The organism is Rhizobium oryzicola, assembly GCF_030504645.1.
Classification (GTDB): domain Bacteria; phylum Pseudomonadota; class Alphaproteobacteria; order Rhizobiales; family Rhizobiaceae; genus Neorhizobium; species Neorhizobium oryzicola.
The window spans coordinates 99,330-117,222 of the sequence record NZ_JAUKWQ010000013.1 but is presented as its reverse complement, the minus strand read 5'-3'; the positions used below and the strand labels follow the sequence as shown (position 1 = coordinate 117,222).

General features: G+C 59.9%; 17 protein-coding genes. 6 read left to right on the top strand and 11 right to left on the bottom strand.

Features of this window, described 5'->3' with window-relative positions:
- Position 1: 1 nt before the first annotated feature.
- From Q2T52_RS24350 to Q2T52_RS24330, 5 genes are all read right to left on the bottom strand, one after another.
- Positions 2–1,900 carry an ABC transporter ATP-binding protein gene (locus Q2T52_RS24350; RefSeq protein ID WP_302079517.1) on the bottom strand — a complete coding sequence of 633 codons (1,899 nt, stop codon included), beginning with the start codon at positions 1,898–1,900 and terminating at the stop codon, positions 2–4.
- 14 nt (positions 1,901–1,914) lie between these two features.
- Positions 1,915–3,768: an ABC transporter ATP-binding protein gene (locus Q2T52_RS24345; RefSeq protein WP_302079516.1), complete on the bottom strand. Its 1,854-nt coding sequence runs from the start codon at positions 3,766–3,768 to the stop codon at positions 1,915–1,917.
- A 456-nt stretch (positions 3,769–4,224) separates the two neighbouring features.
- Positions 4,225–5,001 carry an ATP-binding cassette domain-containing protein gene (locus tag Q2T52_RS24340; RefSeq protein ID WP_302079515.1) on the bottom strand — a complete coding sequence of 259 codons (777 nt, stop codon included), beginning with the start codon at positions 4,999–5,001 and terminating at the stop codon, positions 4,225–4,227.
- Positions 5,001–6,083 carry an ABC transporter permease gene (locus Q2T52_RS24335; RefSeq protein WP_302079514.1) on the bottom strand — a complete coding sequence of 361 codons (1,083 nt, stop codon included), beginning with the start codon at positions 6,081–6,083 and terminating at the stop codon, positions 5,001–5,003. The genes Q2T52_RS24340 and Q2T52_RS24335 overlap by 1 nt, the downstream gene beginning before the upstream one ends.
- A 173-nt stretch (positions 6,084–6,256) precedes the next feature.
- Positions 6,257–7,282, bottom strand: a complete 1,026-nt coding sequence (locus Q2T52_RS24330; protein ID WP_302079513.1) for a sugar ABC transporter substrate-binding protein — start codon at positions 7,280–7,282, stop codon at positions 6,257–6,259.
- A 209-nt stretch (positions 7,283–7,491) separates the two neighbouring features.
- On the opposite strand from Q2T52_RS24330, the gene Q2T52_RS24325 reads away from it, so the two are divergent.
- Together Q2T52_RS24325 and Q2T52_RS24320 are read left to right on the top strand one after the other, a co-directional pair.
- Positions 7,492–8,724, top strand: a complete 1,233-nt coding sequence (locus tag Q2T52_RS24325) for an ROK family transcriptional regulator (protein WP_302079512.1) — start codon at positions 7,492–7,494, stop codon at positions 8,722–8,724.
- Positions 8,725–9,153: an RbsD/FucU family protein gene (locus Q2T52_RS24320; RefSeq protein ID WP_302079511.1), complete on the top strand. Its 429-nt coding sequence runs from the start codon at positions 8,725–8,727 to the stop codon at positions 9,151–9,153.
- 128 nt (positions 9,154–9,281) lie between these two features.
- On the opposite strand, the gene Q2T52_RS24315 is transcribed toward Q2T52_RS24320, so the two are convergent.
- The 4 genes from Q2T52_RS24315 to Q2T52_RS24300 all read right to left on the bottom strand — a co-directional run bounded on the left by Q2T52_RS24315 (position 9,282) and on the right by Q2T52_RS24300 (position 13,020).
- The gene (locus tag Q2T52_RS24315; protein WP_302079510.1) at positions 9,282–10,145 is read right to left on the bottom strand and encodes an amidohydrolase family protein; all 864 of its coding nucleotides are present in this window, start codon (positions 10,143–10,145) and stop codon (positions 9,282–9,284) included.
- On the bottom strand, positions 10,145–11,281 hold the full coding sequence (locus tag Q2T52_RS24310; RefSeq protein WP_302079509.1) for a mandelate racemase/muconate lactonizing enzyme family protein: 1,137 nt from the start codon (positions 11,279–11,281) through the stop codon (positions 10,145–10,147). The genes Q2T52_RS24315 and Q2T52_RS24310 overlap by 1 nt, the downstream gene beginning before the upstream one ends.
- Positions 11,282–11,297: 16 nt before the next feature.
- The gene (kdgD, locus tag Q2T52_RS24305) at positions 11,298–12,203 is read right to left on the bottom strand and encodes a 5-dehydro-4-deoxyglucarate dehydratase (RefSeq protein ID WP_302079508.1); all 906 of its coding nucleotides are present in this window, start codon (positions 12,201–12,203) and stop codon (positions 11,298–11,300) included.
- A gap of 70 nt (positions 12,204–12,273) precedes the next feature.
- Positions 12,274–13,020 (bottom strand): FadR/GntR family transcriptional regulator, encoded by a 747-nt coding sequence (locus tag Q2T52_RS24300; protein WP_302079546.1) that lies wholly within the window; start codon positions 13,018–13,020, stop codon positions 12,274–12,276.
- Positions 13,021–13,170: 150 nt separating this feature from the next.
- Here Q2T52_RS24300 and Q2T52_RS24295 point away from each other — a divergent pair, with 150 nt between their 5' ends.
- Complete coding sequence (locus Q2T52_RS24295) at positions 13,171–13,968, top strand: NAD-dependent epimerase/dehydratase family protein (protein WP_302079507.1); 798 nt, start codon at positions 13,171–13,173, stop codon at positions 13,966–13,968.
- Between the two features lie 21 nt (positions 13,969–13,989).
- On the opposite strand, the gene Q2T52_RS24290 is transcribed toward Q2T52_RS24295, so the two are convergent.
- Positions 13,990–14,655: a sulfite oxidase-like oxidoreductase gene (locus tag Q2T52_RS24290; protein ID WP_302079506.1), complete on the bottom strand. Its 666-nt coding sequence runs from the start codon at positions 14,653–14,655 to the stop codon at positions 13,990–13,992.
- Positions 14,656–14,852: 197 nt separating this feature from the next.
- Here Q2T52_RS24290 and modA point away from each other — a divergent pair, with 197 nt between their 5' ends.
- From modA to modC, 3 genes are read left to right on the top strand one after another with little or no spacing between them, the layout of a single operon-like run.
- Complete coding sequence (gene modA, locus Q2T52_RS24285) at positions 14,853–15,641, top strand: molybdate ABC transporter substrate-binding protein (RefSeq protein WP_302079505.1); 789 nt, start codon at positions 14,853–14,855, stop codon at positions 15,639–15,641.
- Positions 15,642–15,673: 32 nt separating this feature from the next.
- On the top strand, positions 15,674–16,375 hold the full coding sequence (modB, locus tag Q2T52_RS24280) for a molybdate ABC transporter permease subunit (protein ID WP_302079504.1): 702 nt from the start codon (positions 15,674–15,676) through the stop codon (positions 16,373–16,375).
- Complete coding sequence (gene modC / locus Q2T52_RS24275; RefSeq protein ID WP_302079503.1) at positions 16,372–17,439, top strand: molybdenum ABC transporter ATP-binding protein; 1,068 nt, start codon at positions 16,372–16,374, stop codon at positions 17,437–17,439. The genes modB and modC overlap by 4 nt, the downstream gene beginning before the upstream one ends.
- Here modC and Q2T52_RS24270 read toward each other — a convergent pair.
- Positions 17,430–17,810: a winged helix-turn-helix domain-containing protein gene (locus tag Q2T52_RS24270; RefSeq protein ID WP_302079502.1), complete on the bottom strand. Its 381-nt coding sequence runs from the start codon at positions 17,808–17,810 to the stop codon at positions 17,430–17,432. The two genes, modC and Q2T52_RS24270, sit on opposite strands and share 10 nt — an antisense overlap.
- Positions 17,811–17,893: the final 83 nt, after the last annotated feature.

Below are 17,893 nucleotides of genomic sequence, written 5' to 3'. Positions count from 1 at the left end.
CTCAGGTTCGGGACGATGTGGACGCTGCTTCCTCGACTAGCTGATCAGGGATGTCGTCGAAGGACGCGTAGTTGAGGTTGTAGAGCTTGGCGTAGAGTTTTTCATTCCTCATGAGTTCTGCGTGGTTGCCGCTTTCGACCAGTTCGCCGTTCTGCAGGACGATGATGCGATCAGCTTCGCGGATGGTGGCCAGACGGTGGGCAATCACGAGGCCCGTTCTGCCTTCCAGCAGTTTCACCAACGCCTTCTGAATCAGCATTTCCGTGTAGCTGTCGATATTGGCGGTTGCCTCGTCCAGAACGAGGATTTTCGCATCAGCCACCAGGGCGCGTGCGAAGCTGATCAGCTGCCGCTGTCCGAGCGAGAGATTGCCACCGCGCTGTCCCAAGATGCTGTCATAACCGTCAGGCAGACGCATGATGAAATCATGTGCGCCGACGGCTTTTGCCGCTTCGATGACCTGCTCACGGGTCGCATCGGTGCGCTGGTAGCGGATGTTCTCAAACACGCTGCCGGTAAACAGGAAGGGTTCCTGTAAGACCATGGCGATCTGACGACCGAGCGAATCCTGCGTCAGGTCTCGCACGTCATGGCCGCCCACCAGCACCTGTCCCTGCTGCACATCGTAGAAGCGATGGATCAGCGACATGCAGCTGGACTTGCCGGAGCCCGTGGGGCCAACGAGAGCGACTGTCTCGCCCGGATTGACCTTGAAGCTTACATTCTTCAGGACCGGATGCTTCGGGTTATAGCCAAACACGACATCGCGGAACTCCACCGAGCCGTCCATGTCCGCAGGCAGAACCTTGGCATTCGGCGCATCCTTGATATCCACCTTCACGTCGAGCACATCGGTCAGCCGCTGGCCGGAAGCCATGGCGCGCTGCATGACCGAATATTGCAGTGTGAGCGAACGGATGGGGTCGAAGAAACGCTGGATGTAGAAAAGGAAGGCGACCATTACGCCGACGTCGAGGGCGCGGCCCAGCACGCGCGCACCGCCCACCACGATGACCAGCGCCATGGCAATCCCCGTCAGCGTATCGACGATCGGCACCATTACCTGCGCATAGCGTGCGGCGGTCAGATGCGTGCGCAGATTGGCGCCAGCCTTCTCATCGAACAGCATGAAATTGACCGGCTGGCGGTTCATGCTCTGTACAGCCCGCACGCCATGGATGGCTTCCGCCAGTGCGCCGCTGGTGATGGAATTGGTTTCATGGGCCGCCATGAAGGATTTGCGCGCCCGCGGCAGCCAGAAAATGCGCACGATGAACAGCACCGGCAGGGCGGAGAGCGTCAGCAGGCCAAGGCCGAAATCGAGGTAGAGCATCACGACCACGATGCCGATCAAAAGCGTGATATCGCCGACGGAAAGAACCGAGGTTTCCAGGAATTCCTGCATGGAATTGACGTCGCCCTGCAGGCGCGACATCAGGCGTCCTACTTCCGTCTTGTCCATGAAGGACAGCGACACCCGCTGCAGATGGCTGAACATGGCCTTGCGGATATCGAAGAGCACATCTTCCGCGACATTGCCAACCAGCGTTTCCTGCGCGTAGCTCGCCGCAAAATTCACGGAGATCGCCGCAAGGAACGCACCAATGGCATAGACCAGTGCCGAGTGGTTGCCACCGGTCTGCATGCCATGGTCGATGGCGTAGCGGATGATGAGCGGGATCAAGAGCTGCATGGCGGTGAAGATGAGGACTGCGACCACAGCCCACATCACCTTGGTCTTGTAAGGGTCCACAAAGGCCCAGATCCGGCTGACGATGTTTTTGTCGAACACCTTGCCGAAGATTTCCTCTTCAATGCGGTGCGAGCCGACCACCGCGCGGGGCGGGCGGCGGCCATCTTCGCGCACATCGGCGCGTTCCGTTTCCAGCTCCTCGGCCATGACAGTGTCCTCCCTCATGCGCTCATTGCATCGTCATCGGGGCGGATCTGCAGATCATACAGTGCCCGGTAACGCCCTCCCATGGCCAACAGTTCTTCATGCGTGCCCTGTTCGACGATCTGTCCACCTTCGATAAACAGAATGCGGTCCGCATGCATCAGTGAGCTCAGACGGTGTGCCACGATGATGGTGACACGATCGGAGGCATAGCGGCGCATGGCGCTGCGGATGCGCTGTTCCGTGCCGGCATCAATGGCGGCGGTGGAGTCATCGAAAACCATGACCGTCGGCTTCAACATCAGGGCACGCGCGATCGAGAGGCGTTGGCGTTGACCACCGGATAGTGACACGCCGCGCTCTCCGACCACGGTGCCGTAGGCGGAGGGAAGGCCGAGGACATAGTTATGCAGCTGCGCGCTTTCGCTCGCTCGCGCGATGTTCTGTTCCTTGGCCCAAGGGTCGCCATAGGCGATGTTGTTTTCGATGGTCGTCGTGAACAGGAAGGAGTCCTGTTGAACGACCACCACAGAGCGGCGCAGTGATTTCAGGCGAATCTTGCGAATATCCTGCCCGTCGATGGTAATGCTGCCGCCCGTCACATCGTAGAAGCGCGGAATGAGATGCGCGAGCGTCGATTTGCCGGAACCGGGTGGTCCGACGATACCGATTGTCTCCCCACGTCGTGCTTCAAAGTTGACATCCTGAAGGACGTTTTGCTCGGGAGCGGAGGGATAGGCGAAGCTGACATTGTTGAAGCGCAGCGTGCCTTCGGTAACCGTCAGGTCGGCAGCCTTTTCATCGTCGCGGACGGCGATTTCAAGATCCAGCAGACCGAACAGGCGGGCACCGCAGGTGGAGGCACGAGCGAAGGCGTTGACCATCAGGCCAAGCTGGCGCACCGGCATTTGCAGAATGGTCATGAAGGTGAGGAAAGACGCCAGTGTGCCCACTGTGATTTCGCCGCTCATCACCTTGCCGCCGCCAACCCACAGCACGAGGCCCATGGCGGCGAAGAAGGAGAACGTCATGGCGCTGGTATTGGCCACGCGGATGCCGACGCGCTGATGGGCGAGGTTGAGGGCGTTGCGCGAGGCGGCCTCGAACTTGTCCATCTCATGATCCTGCGCCGCAAAGGCGCGCACGACGCGGATGCCGCCGAGGTTTTCTTCCATGACCCGTGTCAGCACCTGCAGGCGTTCCTGCAGGTCGAGCCAGGTGGCGCGCAGCCGGAGCTGCGTCACGGACGACCGCCAACCGACGAAGGGAACGAAGCTCAGCGCCAATAGACCCAGCACCAGATCGGTCGAGATCATCAGATAAGCGCCAATGCCGATCAGCACGGAGAGGAAGAACAGGCGCACGAAGGCCGTGGAGAAATACATGCGCACGCCTTCGAGGTCGAGCAGCACTATCGTGATGAGATCGCCGGAATGGACGCCGTCGTGAAAGCTGAAGGAGAGGCGCTGGATCTTCTCATAGCACGCAAGCCGCAGCTCATAGCCGATGTGGTGGCCGACGGCTTCGCTATAATAGTTCTGCACCATGGTGAAGAGGCCGCGCAGGATGCTGGCACCGAGCAGCAGCAGCGCTGTCGCCAGCAGCGCATCCTGGGCAACCGCGGCGGCTGACCCGCCATTCGTGATACCCTGCGCTTCATCCACCGCGCGCCCCAAAAGCTGGGGTATCATCAGCTGAAATGCCGAGGCGATGAAGGTTGCACCGATGGCGGCCGCCGACTGCCAGGGATGGCGAAGCGCCATGACAGTGATACGGGTCAGGATCGACAGGCCTTTTCCCCAGCCTGCGGCATGAACATGCGCGAGCGAAGCCGATAGCTTCCGCGCGCCATTCGAATTCTCGATGGTCACGACTTGATTCCGAACATGGTAGCGTCCGGGCCGTCAGGTCCGGATAGACGGTTATGGGGAGAGAAAGTCCCGGCAGGACAGGCGTATAAAGCCTGATTCTCACTTATCGGAGAACTACCAATTTTCAACCGGAAAACGCGGCGAAAGCTTGGCAAATGAGAAGAAAGGAAAAATGCCCGGTAAGGGCGACAAAAATGTTACTGGTCCTGCCCCGGATTGGGAGGGAGCTCAAAAAGAGCCGGGAGAGTGAGCCCACGCGCAAGAGCCAATCCGGAGACGAAGATTGGCCTGTCACCCGTTACGCCGGTGATTTGCGAGCCGGTCCGCCGGGTCACTCTCCCAAGACGATGATGGCCATTGCCGGCCGCTTCACTGCCCGGGGCTTTCAGGAGGAGTTTCCCCGGCAGCAGGTTCGGGGGCCGGTTGGTCCGAAGGGAATAACCGGCCCGCATTTCGTCAAGCCGCGAGCGGCTCAGGCGCCTTCGCACCGGTCATGAAGGCGACCGCATCGGACATGCTGTAGTCCTTCGGATTGATCACGGTCAGGCGCCTGCCGAGGCGATGGATATGGATCCGATCCGCCACTTCGAAGACATGCGGCATGTTGTGGCTGATGAGCACGATCGGAATGCCGCGAGAGCGAACGTCGAGGATCAGTTCTAGAACGCGACGGCTTTCCTTCACGCCAAGCGCAGCGGTCGGTTCGTCCAGAATGATGACCTTGGAGCCAAAGGCTGCCGCGCGTGCAACGGCCACGCCCTGACGCTGGCCACCGGACAGCGTTTCCACCGCCTGGTTGATGTTCTGGATCGTCATCAGGCCCAGTTCGGACAGCTTGTCGCGCGCGAACTTTTCCATCGCCGGACGGTCCAGCGACCGGAAGATCGAGCCCATCACGCCGGGTTTGCGAATCTCGCGGCCCAGAAACATGTTGTCGGCAATCGAAAGCGCCGGCGAGAGCGCCAGGTTCTGGTAGACCGTTTCAATGCCTGCCTTGCGTGCTTCGATCGGCGAGCGGAAGCTGACAGGCTTGCCTTCCAGCTTGATCTCGCCTTCGTCCGGATGAACTGCGCCGGAAATCGCCTTGATCAGGGAAGACTTGCCTGCACCGTTGTCGCCGATGACGGCCAGGATTTCGCCGGGATAAAGGTCGAAATCGGCGTTATCGAGTGCGGTCACCTTGCCGTAGCGCTTTACCAGTCCACGGGCGGAGAGAATGGGTTCCTGTGCCATTAGCCTGCTACCTTTCTGATCCACTGGTCGATCGCAACAGCGGCGATGATGAGAAGACCGATCAGCATGTATGTCCATTGCGGGTCGGTGCCGATCAGGCGAAGGCCCAATTGGAAGACGCCGACGATCAGCGCGCCGAACAGCATGCCGAGGATCGAGCCGCGGCCACCGAACAGCGAGAGGCCGCCGATCACCACAGCCGTGATGGATTCGATATTGGCGAACTGGCCGGCAGTCGGGGAGACAGAGCCGATACGGCCGATCAACGCCCACCCGCCGAGCGCGCAGATGATGCCGGACAGCGTATAGACTGACATCAGCATCTTCTTGACGTTGACACCGGCAAGTTCCGCTGCATCCGGGTCGTCGCCGACGGCATAGAGGTGGCGGCCCCAGGCGGTAGAGTTCAGCACATACCAGAGCAGGGCGACGAGCAACACCATGGCGATGACGCCGTAGGTCAGGACCGCGCCGCCAAAGCGCACGCTATCACCGAAGAACTGCAGCAGTTGCGCGTTGGCAGCCAGATCCTGCGAGCGGATCGTCTCATTGGCCGAATAGAGGAAGTTCGAGGCCAGGACGATCTGCCACATGCCGAGTGTGACGATAAAGGGCGGCAGTTTTACCCGGGCGATCAGGAAGCCGTTGATCAGGCCGCAGATGGCGCCAACCGCAAATCCGCACAGGATCGCCAGCGGTGTGGGGATGCCGTAGTGAATGGCAAACTGACCCATGACAACCGAAGAGAGAACCATGATGGCACCGACCGAGAGATCGATACCTGCGGTCAGGATGACCAGCGTCTGTGCCGCGCCGATGATGCCGGTGATGGCCACCTGTTGCAAAATGAGTGTCAGCGAAAAGGCAGAAAAGAACTTGGTGCCAAGAATCGAGCCGAACACGATCACGGACAGCAGCAGGACGATCAGAGGAACCGCCGCCGGGCTGCCATGCAGGAAGTGCTGAAATTTCTGGATCGGAGTCTTGTCGTTGGTGTCGAACTGCGCGACCTGCGTCGAGCTGCCCGAAAGGACTTTTTCATATTCAAGATGGGGCGTTTTGGCGGCTTGCGGCTCGCTCATTGGTAATCCTCCCGTATGCCTCTCCCGAGGATGTGAGGGCCGGCTCGTTTCGCATCATGCGGGCCGGCGTTCGTTCAGGATCTTGCAAAGGCTTTGCCGCGAACGCGGCGGATGCCGTTTGTGAAAAAGGGCGGCGTTGGCCGCCCTTTCAGCTTCTTTACACTTTCAGGCGATCAACCCCAGCACTTGGCAGTGCCGTCCTTGGTGTCGATCGACGGTACGCCCTTGGCGGGCTTGTCGGTCACCAGCGAAACGCCGGTGTCGAAGAAGTTCTTGCCTTCGGTCGGCTTCGGCTTCGTGCCATCCTTAGCGAAAGCGGCAATCGCTTCGATACCCTTGGAAGCCATCAGCAGCGGATACTGCTGCGAGGTCGCACCGATCACGCCTTCCTTGACGTTCTTGACGCCCGGGCAGCCGCCGTCGACGGACACGATCAGCACGTCCTTCTGCTTGCCGACAGCCTTGAGGGCTTCGTAAGCGCCAGCGGCAGCCGGCTCGTTGATGGTGTGAACGACGTTGATGTTCGGGTTCTTCTGGAGAAGGTTTTCCATGGCCGTACGGCCGCCTTCTTCGTTACCGTTGGTGATGTCATGGCCAACGATGCGCGGATCGGTTTCGTCGCCGATCTTGTTCGGGTCCTTCGGGTCGATGCCGAAGCCGATCATGAAGCCCTGGTCGCGCATGACGTCAACAGACGGCTGAGCCGGTGTCAGGTCGAGGAAGGCAACCTTGGCATCCTTTGCCTTGTCGCCCAGCGTTGCGGCAGCCCACTGGCCGATCAGCTTGCCGGCGAGGAGGTTATCGGTCGCGAAGGTGGCGTCGGCGGCATCGATCGGATCGAGCGGCGTGTCGAGCGCGATCACTAGCAGGCCAGCATCACGGGCCTGCTTGACGGCCGGAACGATACCCTTGGTGTCGGACGCGGTCAGAAGGATACCCTTGGCGCCATCGGCGATGCAGGTTTCGATCGCGGCAACCTGGCTTTCGCTATCGCCATCGATCTTGCCGGCGTAGGACTTCAGCGTCACGCCCAGTTCCTTGGCCTTGGCGGTCGCGCCTTCCTTCATTTTCACGAAGAAGGGGTTGGTGTCCGTCTTGGTGATGAGGCAGGCAGATACGCCGGCAGCGGAAGCCGGTGCAGCGAAGGCTACGCCGAGTACGAGCGCGCCGAATGCTGCAGTCAGAACAGATTTCTTCATAAAGATCCTCCCAGGGTCACAAGGTCATCCGGATTCACGGATTTCACGGGGCGCCGACTGGTTGGTGACCAGCGCCTCCTCCAAGCCGCCTGCCCCTCGCGAGGCCCATTAAGCGGAAAAGCATGGAACCTGTCAATAATTAATTCCGATTGATTTATTAATTCGCGGTCGCTACTTTCCCAACCGGAGGACCCTTGGGAGGGGTAGCCATGACCACGGACCAGAATTCATCAGAGGGAGCGTCCACGCCCCCTATCGTCGGGCTTGCCGGCGGTTCAAACCAGGTGCGGGTGCGCGCGTACAACGAGCGACTCGTGCTCTCGTTGGTGCGTCTGCACGGTTCCCTGTCAAAGGCCGAGATCACACGTCTCAGCGGTTTGTCGGCACAGACGGTCTCCGTCATTATGCGTTCCCTTGAGAAAGACGGTCTGCTCCTGCGCGGCGAGCCTGTACGGGGAAAGGTGGGGCAGCCTTCTGTGCCCATGCGCCTCAACCCGGACGCAGTCTATTCCTTCGGTGTGAAGATCGGTCGCCGTAGCGCGGATGTGGTGCTGATGGATTTTGTCGGCACGATTCGCGCTCAGGTGCGGCGGACCTATGCCTATCCGCAGCCACAGCAGATCATCGAAATCATTCTATCCGGTATCCAGGCGCTGGAAGCGCAGATGTCCGAGGAGCAGCTTGCCCGGATCGCAGGTGTTGGCATCGCAGCCCCCTTCGAACTCTGGAACTGGGCCGAGGAAGTGGGGGCTCCGCCGGGGGCTATGGATGTCTGGCGCAATTTCGATCTGCAGGGCGAAATTGTCGAGCGGGTGCGCCATGCCGTCTATCTCCAGAACGACGCGACCAGCGCCTGCGGCGCGGAACTCGTTTTCGGGGTTGGCCCCTCTTATCCTGATTTCGTCTACTTCTTCATCGGTTCGTTTATCGGCGGTGGCATCGTTCTGAATTCCTCGATCTTCTACGGACGAACGGGAACTGCAGGCGCGCTTGCGCCGCTGCCGGTGCGCGGGCCAAACGGTGAGAACCGCCAGCTTCTCGATATCGCCTCGATCTTTGTTCTGGAGCGACTTCTTAAGGAAAGAGGCATCGATCCCGAGCCTCTATGGTATTCCGCAGATGAGTGGATCGATTTCGGCGATCCCTTGGAGGTCTGGATACGTGATACCGCTGATGCGCTGGCACAGGCGATTGTTGCCACAGTGTCTGTGATCGATTTCGGGGCTGCCGTCATCGATGGCGGTTTTCCGCCGGAGATTCGCAAGCGCATCGTGGCGGCAACGATACAGTCGGTCGCAAAACTCGACCTTCAGGGAGTCATCATTCCCGATATCATCGAGGGCGCGGTCGGCGCCCAGGCCCGTGCGATCGGTGGCGCAAGCCTGCCAATTTTCGCGCGTTATCTCACCGACCAGAGTGTGTTGTTCAAGGAGCTTTCGTAAATGTTGAAGGGTATCAATCCCATTCTCAGCCCAGACCTTCTCGCCACCTTGCGCGCCATGGGCCATGGCGATGAGATCGCCATCGTCGACGGCAATTATCCGGCGCTTGAGCATGCGCGACGCCTCATTCGCCTGGATGGTCTCGACCTGATTCCGGTCCTGGATGCGATTCTATCCGTCACTCCGATCGACGATTTCGTGCCGGAAGCGATTTTCCGCTCCACCAAGGGCAAGGAGCGCGATGTGCTGGATCCTGTGCATGAGGAAATCATCGCGTGCTGCAAGCGCCATGAGCCGAACCAGCCGGTGGTGCCACTTCTTGGACCTGACTTCTATCCGCGCGTAAAGGCAGCCCATACGGTGGTCCAGACCAGCGAGCCTCGTCTTTACGCCAATGTCATCTTGCGCAAGGGCGTGATTTACCCTTGATCGAATGCTGTTCGGCTAACCACATGAAACAGTTCGAGCCGGCAAAGCCGGCTCGAAGCGCTTTAACAGGCATGACTAAGTACAAACGGGTGATTCGACCTGTTCGTTGGCCCGCTCCCGTAGAGGCTCTATGCGGAAAATCCGTAAAGTTCTTCCGGATTGTCGACGAGCGCGCGCTTCAAGCCGGCTTCTCCATTGAGCCACGCAAGCACTGTATCGGTCAGCGCCGCGTCATCCGGGTAATCTTCTTGCCGACGCGCCAGGTTATGCGGCCAATTCGTGCCCCACACGATCCGCTCCGGTGCGTAAGCTGCAATCTCTCTTGCAACCGCTGCGACATCCTCAAAGTCGGGCCCTCCGGCCTTTGACGATTCGTAGACGCCTGCGAATTTAAACCAGCATCTCCCTGTGTTGATGAGTCGCTTCAACGCGGCAATTTCTTCACTTTCCGGTGTCACACCTGAGAAGAATTTGCCGTGATGATCGAAAACCCAGCGTGACCGCAGCCGCGTCAGGCGTGGCTCGTGGTCGAGAATGTTGCTTCCGTCGAACTGGACCGCGACCATCCAGCCACGTTCGGATGCCATGCGGTCAATGGCTTCCAGATGCGTGAGGTTGGTTCCGCCGCCCGGCAGGTCCATGATGCGCAAACCAACAACGCCCGCCTCCTGAAGCGTGTCGAGTTCCGTCTGTGTGGCATCGGGTCCGACAGCCGCCACACCGCGAGCGATGTCGCCGAACTCCTTCAGGCAGGCAACCAGATTATCGTTGTTGCGCTGGTGGGCATTTCCTTGCGTCACCACCACGCGCGCAATGCCCAGCCATTCCATCAGTTGCCGATACTGTGCCGGGATTGGAAGGTCTCCCCCAGGCAGATCAGGTCCGCCCGGCAATGCTGGAAAGCCTGGCAGATAGGCGTGCATCTGCGTATCGATGGCGCCTTCCGGCAGTTTCGTCTTTGGCGGCTTTCCGGAAAGGGTTCGAACCAGCATCAGACGTCCTTCATCCTAAATTCTTTCAGCGCATCGCGATTGATTTCAATGCCGAGACCGGGACCATTTGGAATGGCCACCACGCCGTGGACATGTTCAATCGGGCTCTTGATCACCGCCTGGCGGAACGGGTTGTCGGTGCGGTCAAATTCCAGGATCGGCTCGATCGGGTTCACGCGCACCGGGCTCGGCACCATGGCCGCCATGAATTGCAGGGCGGCGGCGATATGAACCGCCGTGCCCCAGACATGCGGAACGACGCGGACGCCGTGAAGCGCTGCAAAATCTGCAATTCGCTTGGCTTCCGTAAAGCCCCCCGTGCCGGCCAGATCCGGTTGAAGAATATCAACGCAACGGGTTTCCACCGGCTCCTTCATGCCCCAACGCGCATGCCAGGTTTCCCCACCTGCGATCGGGATCGGCTGGCGGGCCCGCACGTCGCGGTATGCAGCAAGCTGTTCCGGAACAACGGGCTCTTCGAACCAGTCGATATTGAGTTCCGCTGCTGCCTGTCCGAAGCGAACGGCTTCCACCACATCGTAACCATGGTTGGCATCCACCATGATGCGCATATCCGGGCCGACCGCCTCGCGGGCAGCGCGGACAACGCGCAGGTCTTCCTCCACACCAAAGCCGATCTTGATCTTGGTGGCGTGAAAGCCTTCCTTCCAGTAGCGGGCGACATCGGTGGCATTGTCTTCCACGCGGTCCACGCCATCGCGCTTGAAGCTGCCGGTGGCATAGGCCTTGACGCTGTCGCGAAAGCGACCGCCGAGCAGTGTAGAAACAGGCACGCCGAAATGTTTGCCTTTGATGTCCCACAGCGCGATGTCGATGCCCGAGAGCGCGGTGATGGTAAGGCCGCGCTGTCCCTGGTCGCGAAGCGCATTGTACAGCTTCGCCCAGATCTTTTCGGTTTCCAGCGGATTCTCGCCGATCAGCCAGTTGGTGTAGGCCTGGACGACCGCCGCATTGGGGCGAGCGGGGCCGAGGCATTCGCCCCAGCCAATGGTACCGTCATCGCACACGATCTCGACGAGGATATGAGCCCGACGATCGAAGCGCATGGATGCGCTTTCGAAGGCAACGTCGAGCTTGTGCTCCAGAAGGTGTGTGTGAACTGCCGCGATCTTCATGCTCGCCCCTTGATCCTTAGCGCTTCCAGGGACCGATGAGGTCGAGAAGCATGCCTTCTTCTTCCTTGGTCAGGTCATCCAGCGGCGAGCGAACCTTGCCGGCATCGAAGCCCTGCAGGCGCACGCCCGCCTTGATGGCAGCGACCGCGTAGCCCTTGCGGCGGTTACGGATGGCCATGAACGGATAGAAGAAGTCCTTGAGGATCTTCTCGCAATGAGCCCGTTCGCCGGCGCGTAGCGCCTTGTAGAATTCGACGGCAAGGCCCGGAACGAAGTTGAAAACGGCCGAGGAGTAGGTGGTAAAGCCAGCGCCAAGATAGGCTTCGGCGAAGAGTTCCGCCGTTGGCATGCCGCCGAGATAGGTCAGGCGATCGCCCATGGTGGCCGTGATCTGGCGCACGCCGCCGATGTCGCCGGTGCCGTCCTTGAAGCCGACGAGGTTGGGGCACTCGTCACACAAGCGCTTCAGCGTATCGACGGACAGAACCGAGTTGTCACGGTTATAGACCATGACGCCGATACCGACCGACTGGCAGATCTTCTTGACGTGCTGGTAGAGGCCTTCCTGCGGTGCATCGATCAGGTAATGCGGCAGCAGCAGGATACCGTCAGCGCCCGCCTTCTCGACGGATTTTGCCAGCTCGACGCCGACATGGCTGCCGAAACCGCAACCGGAAACGATGGCCGTCTTGCCTGCCGCTTCCTTGGCTGCCTTGACGATACCGGGAATTTCATCGGGAGAAAGCGAGAAGAATTCACCCGTGCCGCCAGCTGCGAAAAGAACGGGTGCATCATACCCAGACAGCCACTCAATGTGGCGTTTATAGCTTTCCGGCTGAAACTGGCCTTCTGCATCGAAATGCGTGACCGGGAAGGACAGGAGGCCGGCGCCGAGCGCAGCCTTGATTTCTTGAGGCGTCATAGTGGGCTTATCCTTTTAAGCAGTCTCCTTTCTATTTTTCGTAAAGGCTCGTCAGATGAGTGTCAACAACTTATCGTACAAATTGACGTTGTTCGCGCAGCAGCGCCCTGTAGCGAGACTGGCTACCCTTCAGATGACGCCGCATTGCGCTGCGGGCAGCTTCTTCATCACCCGCCGAGATGGCGGTGACGATGGCGCTGTGCTCCTCGTTGAGAAGCTTGATATAGGCAGCCTGATCCGCCTCGCTTTCTTCGCTTTTCAGCGCAGCACGGGGAATGACATTCTTGCCGATCATGGCCAGAAAATCCCGAAAGCGGGTATTGTTGGTGGCTTCGGCAATGGCAAGATGCAGAGCAAAATCGGCATCGCTGCTGGGCGAGCCGGCCTCAAGACAGGCTTGCACGGCGTAATGGCGATCGAGGATTGCTTCCTCCTGGGCCGGAGAGCGGCGAAGGGCAGCAAGGCCCGCTGCTTCCACTTCCACGGCCGTACGAAGCTCAAGGAACTCGATGACCGAGGAAACGCGGGCATAATCGATATTGTCGATGGAGAGCGGCGCTGGCGTGGCAGCCGGCGGATCGAGAACGAAGACGCCGGCACCTTGGCGTGCCTCCACCAGTCTGTCGGCTCTGAGCGCTGCGATGGCTTCGCGCACGACGGTGCGGCTCACGCCATGGGTTTCCGTCAATTGCGCTTCGCTGGGCAGCTTGGTGCCTGGAGGGAACTGTCCGGAAGCGATCGCTCTTCGCAATGTGTCACCGAGGCGTGATGCCAGAGTGCCTGCATTTGCCGGTCTGGTTTTCGCGTCCACCACCATGAAAGCCTCTTTCAGCAATACGTTTGGCTCGGCCAATTAGCCTCGCTCCCTATCTGTAGCGTGTTGACGCTTCCCTGCCAACATGTATGATAAATTGACGTGGTGGAAGGACAAGTTCACGTACCATCACGCGAGTGATGGAGGATTCAAGTGAAAAGACTGTTGATTACCGGTGCAGCGGGCGCGCTGGGCCGGGCAATGCGCACACGTTTGACGTCGCTTGCGGAAACGCTCCGCCTTTCGGACATCAGCGATTTGGGGACTGCAGCGCCGCATGAAGAACTGGTGCAATGCGACCTCGGCGATGCGGATGCCGTCTACAAGCTGGTCGAGGGATGCGATGGCATTCTCCATCTCGGCGGCATCTCCGTCGAAGACAAGTTTTCCAAGATCCTCAATGCCAACCTGCTCGGCCTCTATAACCTCTACGAAGCGGCACGTGCGCATGGCCATCCGCGCATTCTGTTTGCAAGTTCCAATCACACCGTTGGTTTCTATCGCCAGGATCAGCACATCGATGTGAACGCGCCCACGCGTCCCGATGGGCTCTATGGCGTCTCGAAATGCTTCGGGGAATCCCTTGCCCGCATGTATTTCGAAAAGTTCGGCCAGGAGACGGCGCTGGTGCGCATCGGCAGCTGCATGGAAAAGCCGACCAATCATCGCATGCTGTCCAGTTGGATGTCCTACAACGATTTCAAGCTGTTGAATGAGCGCGTCTTCACCGCGCCGATGCTGGGCTGCCCGATCATCTGGGGCATTTCCAACAACGACAGCCGCTGGTGGGACAATTCCCATGCCCGCTATCTTGGCTGGAAGCCGCAGGACAATGCGGAAATTTACCGCGCCGAGATCGATGCGGCACTTGGCAAGCCAGACCCGACCGCGCCGCTGCACGTCTATCAGGGCGGCAACTTCGTGAAAGATCCGATCTTCCGGGATGAGTAATCGTTCCTACCCCTGGTGCTGTCAGTCGTCTGAATAGCGCTGTTCGGTCCAGGGGTCACCCCGCATGTGATAGCCGTTTTTCTCCCAGAAGCCGGGTCGATCTTCACGGATGAATTCGATGCGCGTCAGCCATTTCGGGCTTTTCCAGAAATAGAGATGCGGCACGACAAGCCGCATCGGGCCGCCATGCTCGCGGGTAATGGGCTCGCCCTCCCAATGGGTTGCGAGAACCGCATCTTCCGCCGCGAAATCGGCGAGCGGCAGGTTGGTGGTATAGCCGTCATAGCTCGTCATCATCACGGCATTGGCGTCCGCCGTTGGATGCACGATGTCCAGCAGGTCGCGCGTCATCACACCCTTCCAGCTGTTGTCATAACGTGACCAGGTGGTGACGCAGTGGATGTCGGTGACGAGCTTGTTCTGGGGCAGGTCCAGAAACTGCTTCCAGTTCAGCGAAAGCGCCGTCTCGACCTCGCCCTTCACATCCAGCCGCCATTGCAATTCGGAAATCTGAGGCTGCTGGCCGAGATCGAGTACGGGCCAGTTCTTCACCAGATGCTGGCCGGGCGGCAGGCGATCGGTTTCCGGGCGCGATATGCGGCCCGTCAGGAATCTTCCCTCGGATGCCCACTTGCGCTTGGTGGTCGTCAGTTTCGTGGCATCCGGCTCTGAAGGTTCGTCCACCATGGCTTGTCCTCTGTTTAGGGCGCAGGTCTTGGCCTATCGATATGCATCTGTCGTTCCAGGGTTCAAGATTGCGCATCGTAAGGTCTGCGAGTCTAGAAGGTATCGACGGTAAAGGGATATGTTTGTTCAAACATAGCGCTAGCCAAAGGCGTGATAAGCGATATATTCGGCCCCATATTTCGGGCTGGAGACATGTCATGCTGAAACGTCGTCATCTGGGGCAGGCGCTGGCTGCGCTGATTGGTTTTTCATTGGGTCTGGCGGTCCTGCCTCAGAGGTCGGATGCCGCTGACAAGATCGTGGTCTTTGCCGCAGCCAGCATGAAGAACGCGCTCGATGCCGCCAATGCCGCATATCTGAAGGAGACTGGTACCGAGGTCACCTCCTCCTATGCTGCCAGTTCTGCACTCGCCAAGCAGGTGGAGTCAGGGGCGCCAGCGGATGTGTTCATCTCCGCCGATCTCGACTGGATGGACTATCTGGCGAAGAAGAACCTGATCAAGGCGGACAGCCGCAGCAACCTGCTCGGCAACCGCATCGTGCTGGTCGCGGCCAAGGACAAGGCGAAGCCCGTTGAAATCAAAGCCGGCTTCGATCTGGCCGGATTGCTGGGCGATGGGCGTCTTGCGATGGGTTCGGTCGATTCCGTCCCGGCTGGCAAATACGGCAAGGCTGCGCTGGAAAAGCTTGGTGCCTGGTCGTCAGTTGAGAAAAAGGTGGCTGGTGCGGAAAGTGTTCGGGCAGCATTAGCGCTGGTGTCGCGTGGGGAGGCTCCCTATGGCATTGTCTATGAAACCGATGCGGCGGCCGAGCCAGGTGTTTCCGTCGTGGGCGTTTTCCCGGCAGATAGTCATCCGCCGATCATCTATCCGGTCGCTGTTCTGGCCGACTCGAAAAATCCGGCAGCTTCCGCCTATCTTCAGTTCCTGAAATCAGAAAAAGCAGCGCCATTTTTCACCTCGCAAGGCTTCACCATTCTGAAGTAGGCTTTTGCGGCTGATAGAGTAGGGGACGGGGCTTGGATGTCATTGCGTTGAGCGCGGAGGAGTGGACGGCGATCCGTCTTAGCCTTCGCGTTTCCATAGTGGCCACGCTGGCGAGCCTCCCCTTCGGCATTGCGTTGGCGCTTCTTCTGGCGCGCGGGCGGTTCTGGGGCCGCTCCGTTCTGAATGGGATTGTCCATCTGCCGCTGATCCTGCCGCCTGTGGTCACGGGCTATATCCTGCTGATCCTGTTTGGACGGCGTGGCGCGATCGGCAGTTTCCTGGCGGAACAACTGGGCATTGTGCTTTCATTCCGTTGGACGGGAGCAGCCCTTGCCTGTGCGGTCATGGGTTTTCCGTTGATGGTTCGCTCGATCCGGCTGTCGATCGAGGCGATCGATGCCAAGCTTGAGGAGGCTGCCGGTACCCTCGGTGCGTCGCCTCTCTTCGTCTTCCTCACCGTCACCCTGCCGCTGATGCTGCCGGGCGTGATTGCCGGCATGATCCTCGCCTTTGCAAAGGCGATGGGGGAGTTCGGAGCGACCATTACCTTTGTCTCCAACATACCGGGGGAAACCCAGACGCTATCAGCGGCCATCTACACCTTTACCCAGGTGCCGGGTGGTGACGCCGGTGCGCTGCGCCTGACGCTGGTGGCGATAGCCATTTCCATGTTGGCGCTACTGGCTTCCGAGGCTTTGGCGCGGGTCATCGGCAAGCGGATCGAGGGTGAGTGATGCTGACAGTTGAAGCGCGTCACCGTCAGGGCAATTTCGCACTGGATGCCAGCTTTACGGCCGAGGGTGGCGTGACCGCCATCTTTGGCCGCTCCGGTTCGGGCAAGAGCACGCTCCTGCGTATTATCGGCGGGCTGCTTCGCCCCGATAGTGGGCGGGTGGCTCTGGAGGATCGGCTGTTGCTCGACACGGGCGCGCGCGTCAGCATTCCCGTCCATCGCCGACGCTTCGGGCATGTGTTTCAGGAGCCGCGGCTTTTTCCGCATCTCTCCGTTCGGCAGAACCTGAACTATGGCCGCTGGTTTGCGGGTCTCTCTGCCGACAGGTCAGAGTTTGACCGGGTGGTGGATTTGCTGGGACTGGGCAGCCTTGTCGACCGGCGTCCGGGTCGCCTGTCTGGTGGCGAAAAGCAGCGGGTGGCGATCGGCCGTGCGCTCCTCTCGTCGCCGCGCATGTTGCTCATGGATGAGCCTCTGTCGGCGCTCGATGATCAACGAAAGGCGGAAATCCTGCCGTTTCTGGAACGCCTGCGGGATGATCTTAAAATGCCGATCCTCTATGTCAGCCATTCGGTGCCGGAAGTAGGGCGCCTGGCGGATCGCGTGGTGATGCTGCGCGAGGGTCGCGTGGATGCCATCGGTACGCCCTCGGAAATTCTAGGCATTGCATCTGTGGAAACCGGGCGTGAGGCAGGCAGCGTCATTTCCGGCCGGGTTCTGCGGCGGGATCCGGAGACGGGCCTGTTTGGTATTGCCACGCGTGCCGGTGAGGTTCTGCTGGCAAGCGAGGGGCTTGCGATCGGCAAAATGGTGCGCCTGCGCATTCCTGCCCGCGAGGTGCTGCTTGCGACACAGCGGCCGGAAGGCATCAGTGCTCTCAATGTGCTGGAGGGTCATATCGCAGGCATTGTGCCGATTCGATCAGGCACGATGGATATCCGGGTTCTCTGCGGCGGCGACATCGTCCATGCCCAGATCACCGAGGCTTCGGTGAAGCGGCTTTCGCTGGCTGAGGGAACCCACGTGTTTGCAGTCATCAAGACTGTGGCGCTGGATCAGGCCTGATCGTCCGTACCTGCCTTTGCCCGATGGCGTTGCAGCCAATCGAGATCCTCGGCCATCGCCGCGCGCGCCTTGGCCTCCATGGCCCGAAACCGCAGCAGCAACTCCTCGCCAAAGGCCGTCAGCCTTGCACCGCCGCCCTGCTTGCCGCCACGCTGCGAATCCACCGCCGGCTCATCGAACATGTGGTTCAGTTCATCCACCAGCAGCCAGGCACGGCGGTAGGACATGTCCATGGCGCGCCCGGCAGCTGAAATCGAACCGGTTTCCCGGATGTGCTCGAGCAGTTCCGCCTTGCCGCGACCGAGCCGCTGCGACGGTGGAAAATCGATGCGGAATATGACCTTGGGGTATCTATGGGGTGCGTCGGTCATCTGGACTTCAAGCTTCGCCTATACAGTTCCTTGTAGCACGCTCCGCCTGTCGCAGCATAGCCGAACGCGATTGACAAGACGGA